Here is a 6042-nt window from a genome sequence, read left to right on the forward strand (position 1 = left end):
TATGATATTTAATATCACAAAAGGTTATTGCCTGTTCAAGGCTTTTTAACCTCCTTGGAAGGACGCTGCTTTTTCATATTACCATTGCGAGGGGTTTTTCCGAAGCAATCCTTTGCATGTTTCAGAAGAGATTGCTTCGGAAAAACCCCTCGCAATGACATGGTTAAGGATTCCGTATGTTCCCTATACCTGCATACAACCAAAGATCAACTTTTGCCACATTCTGTTCGGTTTCATCCCTTGGATGCTATGGGTATAGAATAATATAAGAATCTGGAAATTTTCAATCCCTATTTTTATTTTTCAGTATTTTTCAGTACACAGAGTTACCTGTTTTTTCTCAAAAAGACTTATGAATATCAAAGGCTCATTTCCTTCTTTTTTTCTGTTGACACAAAGGTTTTAAAGGCTGTATATTCGCTTAGCTGGATAGCAATTACTTACCTTACATTTGCGATTAAGTACGGGTTATGGACTCTGTAAATCCTCTGGTATTCTATAACAAAATAAAAAGGTTTATTTCCGTCGATATTTGGGCCGATGTTGAAGAGCCTTCTGCCTCAAGACGATTTTTTCGCAGACTCCTGAAGGTCTGCCTCCTTACCGTAAGAGAATTTACTGATGGCCAGTGGCCGTTAAAAGCCTCGGCGCTGACCTTTGTTTCTCTTATCTCGCTTGTTCCCTTTTTGGCTTTTATTCTGTCTATTTCGAAAGGTCTTGGCGCAGAAAAGGTACTGAATCAGAAAATTGATGATTATATTATTGACCTGCCGGGTGGTAAAATGACCTCTTCTGTTGTTCGTTTTAAGCGGAAATTACTTACTCAGATTGATATGCTAAATTTTGCAGATCCGAGTAGCAAAAATAAACTTTTGAATACTATTGAATCTTTCGATGCCGTTATTACTCTTGAAGATAAGGGAGAAAATCAGAACGATTTTCCGAAAGGAGAAAGAGCAGAAGATATACCGGTTTTCAGTGAATTAAGCCCATCTCAGAATCTATCTATGAATAAAGAGGAGTTAAAAACTGCCGTTGAAAATTTTGAATCAGAGCTTGTTGAGGCTGTTAATTCGGTAAACTTTAGTGAAGAAGATGCAAAAAAGAAGCTGAGAGAAGAGGTCGAACTTACTACACTCTCCGTCCCTACAAATATCAGTTTAAATGCCTTGCACTACAAGAGCCAAATCATGCACTTTATTGAAAAGACGAGTTTTGGATACTTGGGAGCGATTGGGCTTTTTAGTCTTATTTTTATCATAATCAGGGCATTAGGAACGATTGAAATGTCTTTTAACGACATCTGGAAGATTAAAAAATCTCGTTCAATCTTTCGGAAGTTTAGTAACTATATCAGTATGCTGATTATTATTCCCATGCTTCTTCTTGCATCAACGACGGTTACTGCCGCTTTAACGAATGCAAAATTGGTAGCTTTCTTAAACAGGATTTGGGTTGGCGAGGCCTATTTAAGTATTCTTAAGTGGCTCCTTCCGATTGCGGTACTATGGATTGCATTTATCGCTGCCTATATTCTTGTTCCGAATACCCGGGTTAAGTTTATTCCCGGCGTAATTGGAGGTTTGGCAGGAGGAACGATATTCCATTTGCTTCAAATTTTTTACTTTAGAGGCCAGGCTAGTGTTGCCGATTATAATGTGATTTACGGGGCGTTTGCAGCGATTCCTTTCTTTCTCTTGTGGCTGCAAACAAGTTGGATCGTTATTCTTTTCGGGGCAGAGCTTTCTTTTGTTATTCAAAATATCAAGTCCATTAAGATGAAAGGCCACTCGATTGGTATAAATTACGCATCTCGTGAGCTTTTAGGCCTTATGATTATGGGAAGAATTGCCTCCCAGTTTTTAGAAGGAAAAACGGAAAAATGGTCAGATGAGCATTTATCAGAGGAGTTGAATGTTCCCATCGGGGTGATTCAGGGAATTATTCTTGAACTCTCAGATGCCTCTCTGGTTATAGAAATACCTGCGAAACAAAATGTTTACTATATGCCCGCCCGGGATTTAAATTCAATTTATGTAAATGAAGTCTTACATGCAATGAGGAGCTACGGAGAACATCGCGTACCTGTTAAAATGACACATTATGATAAAAATATAATAGAACTTATAGGGAAGACCCGGGATATCATAAAAAATAACCTGCAATTTACCATAAAAGATATTATCCTGAAAACCGATGTTAAAAAAGAAACCCCGCCTCCTTCATTAACTCAATAATCGTAGCATCAATTAATAAAAAATTCTTCCTTCTTTCTTTCCCCCCTTTTTTAAAGGGGGGTTAGGGGGATTAGAGGGGAACATGAACACACAGTGCTCTTTCTCCAAGGAGATACCTCTTTTTCATGGAACACTATTTTTAGCTTGATTGTAGAGGAATTTTCATTTTATGTAAGCGGTTTTCAGGGTGGCACGGACTGTACAGACGCATAATAATGCGTCTCTCCGTTTGTCCGTGTTGCCGTCTTTAGCTTGATGCACATAAGGTGCGTCCCTGCCATAATCCAACAATATTTTGAGTAACTATCTTTTGTGCAAGAAGTTCGTGTGGATGATAGATAAAATACTTGTGTATCTCAGAGAAAATAAGTATGCTTTAAATTTCTGGAATTTTTATTGTACATACCTTAAGAAAACCGTAAAGGAGTTGTGAAATGAGAAGATTATCGATGTTGTTAGCCGTAAATTTAACTTTTGTAACTTCTGCCTTAATTCATAGCGCTTATGCCTATACGATGAAGCCTGTTGAGCCACAGCGTAAACAGGCTACGGACATGAAAGCTGCTCAGCCGGATACGTCTTCCCTTTCTGGCAAAATCGTTGAGACAATGAATAGTGGCGGTTATACCTATTTGTGTATTGAGAAGGATGGTAAAAAGACCTGGGCTGCTGTACATGAAATGAAAGTATCTGTTGGAGATGAAATTTCTCTTGAGCCTGGATACGAGATGGAGGGTTTTACCAGTAAGACGCTTAACCGGACATTCGATAAGATTGTTTTTTCTGCCGGACCTGTCGGATCTGCTTCACCGCACGGTCATGGAGGAATGGGACATGGTGGAATGGGCAGTAGTGAAGGAATGGGCAGCAAGGGAACGGCAGTTGTTCCTCAGGAAAAAATAAAGGTGGAAAAGGCCTCCGGTAAGAATGCATATACGGTAGCTGAATTGCATGAGAAGAGAGCAGAGCTTGACCAGAAAAATGTTACGGTTAAGGGTAAGGTTGTTAAGGTTTCAGGTGGAATTATGGGAAAGAACTGGATACACATTCAGGATGGAACGGGAAATCCTGATGCCGGCAGTCACGATATTGTTGTGACAACCAAGGATGTTCCTTCTGTAGGTGATATGGTGACAGTAGAGGGAACGGTGTATAAGGACAAGGACTTTGGAAGTGGTTATCGATACAATGTGATCATAGAAAATGCGAGTATTAAAAAATGATGCTGGTTATGAAGGTAGTTCTCTGTTTATTACCGTAGATACCAATGTGCAGGGGCACGATGCACACCGTGTCCCTGCAAAACCGAAAATATATGAGCGTTAATTTATAGAGAAGTGGTTTCCGGAGGTATGCTTCAAGGCTGGTTCAACTCTTTGATTGAACTGTATATTTAAACTCAATTATCGTGATCAACGGGTATATTTATAGCAGAGATGCAAGATTTTATGTCTCTCCGTATAGAAATAGATTTTGGGATAGCTTCTCATATCAAATATCCCGGTCAACCGAAAGGCGATGAAATCAGCGAAAGAAGAAAAGTCTGTCGGAAAGGTGTTTGTGGGTTAAGTTATGGAGCTACCCATAGCTTGTGGGAAATCTCAAATACCGTTAGAGCAGCCACAAGGGTTTCCCAGTTCTCCTTTCCTGAAAAATGCTGATTCAGAAGGGTTTCAACCGTTTCCCCGTTGAGATAGGTCCGGAATGCAGCCTTAGGGTTGTATACAATGTCGGTAATGGTATTTCGCATCTCTTCCCGAATCCATCGGGAGTAGTAGCTCGTCGGGACCTCAGCAGGGCCGCGATAGGCAAGTCCCAGCCGTTGATACCCCCTCTGTTTAATTCCCCGGTAGTATTTTATTGCATTGACCTTCCAGGGAGGCGCCGATAAGGGGATAAGATTCTTTGCATAAGGAAAATCCAGGATTTGCGGACAAAGTCTCCTGATCAGATCAATTTGTATTCTGTTGGTTATTCGCTCAGAGATAGGAATAGCGGCAACAGCTTCTATCCATTGATGATCTAAGTAGGGAAAATAGACATCTACGCTGGGACGAACGGTTAAGATTCCCTTATTAAGGAATTTTCGGCAGCGCTCGTGGAGATAAAGATAATCCATGACGGATGCGAAAGAAGAATCTTGAGAAGTGTATCCTGAAAGAATGGTATTTATATGTTCTTCAGGGGCGCGAAGGCCGAGGGTTCGAAACTCTTGTTTCCATAGTTGTTCCAGATATCGGGGTCTTTTTTTACCCAACATCCTTTGCTTTAGGAGTTTTTGTACGGTAGTAAAATTACTGATAGTAAGATCCTTCGGAGTGGCCCAGAAACTACGAATAAATTCTCCACCAATTCCATGAACTACAGCGTCAAATGAAGGATGAGAGTAAAGGATTTGACAAGTATGACTATGGAGGGTGGCCATTATTCCGCCCTGATGAAGCACCATAGGAGTGAGCCATTCGCTTAATGCGCGGGGGTCTGTCAATTCAAAGGAGTGTTGCACTCCCGTTTGGTTTGCTAGCTGTTTAGCAAGCACAACATCTGTGCTGTTAGGTTGACCACTCGTATGGGTGAAAAATGATAATTTTTGATTGGCAGCAGCCGCCAATATGCATCGTGAGTCCAGTCCGCCTGTCATGGCAATAGCGCAGTTCAAGTCTGATCGGGTGGAACGCCTGACAGCTATTTTGAGAATATTCTCCAGTTCATCCAGTCTCCGTTTATCGTACCTTCCATGAGGTTGTATATGATCCAGATGCCAATATTGTTCGATATGTACTGTGGTGTCCTTATACGTAAGATAACTAGCGGGTGGTAAGATATAGATGTCTTTAAAAAGCGTTTTTTCACCAAGGATGTATTCATAGCTGAGAAGATCTGCAAAACCCTCCACATCGATTTCTCTGGGTAGCATACCAGTTGCCATGATTCTTGCGAGCATTGATGCAAAGACAAGGGCGCCATTCCGCGCCCCCCAGAATAGGGGGCGTTGACCAAATTTATCGTTTGCCAAAACCATACGGCGGTTTTTTCCATCCCACCATGCTACATTGAAGCTACCGTTTATTTTCCTTAAGCAATCAATTCCCGACCTGAGATAGTGTTCGAGCAATAAAGTTGCCCCATCATGCTCAATAAGATCTTCTCTGCCAAGATCGTTATTATCACGATAGATGATACCATCAAAAACACACCATAGACCATTCGATGCGTCTTCGGCGAAGTATATTGATCCGCCAGTTCTTGAAGGGTGAATCGTTCCAAGACCAGCATGGCCCTCCTGGGCAACCCAGTGATATTTGACTGATGATTCCGGAGATGGAATAGCTTTGAGCATTCTATTGAGTATATCAGTAGGATCGGAAACTCCATTGTGTGCTGCAAATCCATGAATACCACTCATATTTGATCCTCCATAATCTTATAGTAGTGAAGAAAATCAATAAATATCGGGATCTTATTGGGTTTATTGAGTTACTAACTAAATATCAAAAAATGTACCATACAGAGAGAAAACTATTTGAATTTAAATTTTTACTTCAGATTGAATGGTATTTGGTGATAAAAGAGCTATTATTACAGGAAGGAGAAAATGAGGTGCAAGAAAATAAAAATACAAAAGTGTGACATGGCGCAGGGGTGTATTGCTAAAGGTGTGACATGTTACAAACGGAAGAGAAATAAAAATTCAAAGTAAGATAATAAACGGCTTTGTTGCACAAATCCGATAAAAAAGCAGTTTTTCCCTGTAGTATGCAATTTATGAGATCGCATAACTTTCCGGCATTCCTAATTTCATCAT

Annotated in this window: 4 protein-coding genes; 3 read left to right on the top strand and 1 reads right to left on the bottom strand. The window is 40.5% G+C overall.

Features of this window, described 5'->3' with window-relative positions:
- Window positions 1-470 precede the first annotated feature (470 nt).
- The 3 genes from FBQ94_RS17140 (at window position 471) to FBQ94_RS17150 (ending at window position 3563) form a co-directional block, all read left to right on the top strand.
- A complete protein-coding gene (locus tag FBQ94_RS17140) occupies window positions 471-2237 on the top strand; it encodes a YihY/virulence factor BrkB family protein (RefSeq protein WP_007221083.1) in 1767 nt (588 codons plus the stop codon).
- A 434-nt stretch (window positions 2238-2671) separates the two neighbouring features.
- Window positions 2672-3460: a hypothetical protein gene (locus tag FBQ94_RS17145; RefSeq protein ID WP_007221085.1), complete on the top strand. Its 789-nt coding sequence runs from the start codon at window positions 2672-2674 to the stop codon at window positions 3458-3460.
- Window positions 3441-3563 carry a hypothetical protein gene (locus tag FBQ94_RS17150; protein ID WP_285442293.1) on the top strand — a complete coding sequence of 41 codons (123 nt, stop codon included), beginning with the start codon at window positions 3441-3443 and terminating at the stop codon, window positions 3561-3563. The genes FBQ94_RS17145 and FBQ94_RS17150 overlap by 20 nt, the downstream gene beginning before the upstream one ends.
- 244 nt (window positions 3564-3807) lie before the next feature.
- On the opposite strand, the gene FBQ94_RS17155 is transcribed toward FBQ94_RS17150, so the two are convergent.
- Window positions 3808-5643: an asparagine synthetase B family protein gene (locus FBQ94_RS17155; RefSeq protein ID WP_007221086.1), complete on the bottom strand. Its 1836-nt coding sequence runs from the start codon at window positions 5641-5643 to the stop codon at window positions 3808-3810.
- Window positions 5644-6042 lie beyond the last annotated feature (399 nt).

The organism is Candidatus Jettenia sp. AMX1 (genome assembly GCF_030263775.1).
Taxonomy (GTDB): domain Bacteria; phylum Planctomycetota; class Brocadiia; order Brocadiales; family Brocadiaceae; genus Jettenia; species Jettenia caeni.

Excerpts from the sequence above, each read along its gene's own strand:
- FBQ94_RS17155 (WP_007221086.1), bottom strand. The coding sequence starts at position 5,643 with ATGAGTGGTATTCATGGATTTGCAGCACACAATGGAGTTTCCGATCCT.
- FBQ94_RS17140 (WP_007221083.1), top strand. The coding sequence starts at position 471 with ATGGACTCTGTAAATCCTCTGGTATTCTATAACAAAATAAAAAGGTTT.
- FBQ94_RS17145 (WP_007221085.1), top strand. The coding sequence starts at position 2,672 with ATGAGAAGATTATCGATGTTGTTAGCCGTAAATTTAACTTTTGTAACT.
- FBQ94_RS17150 (WP_285442293.1), top strand. The coding sequence starts at position 3,441 with ATGCGAGTATTAAAAAATGATGCTGGTTATGAAGGTAGTTCTCTGTTT.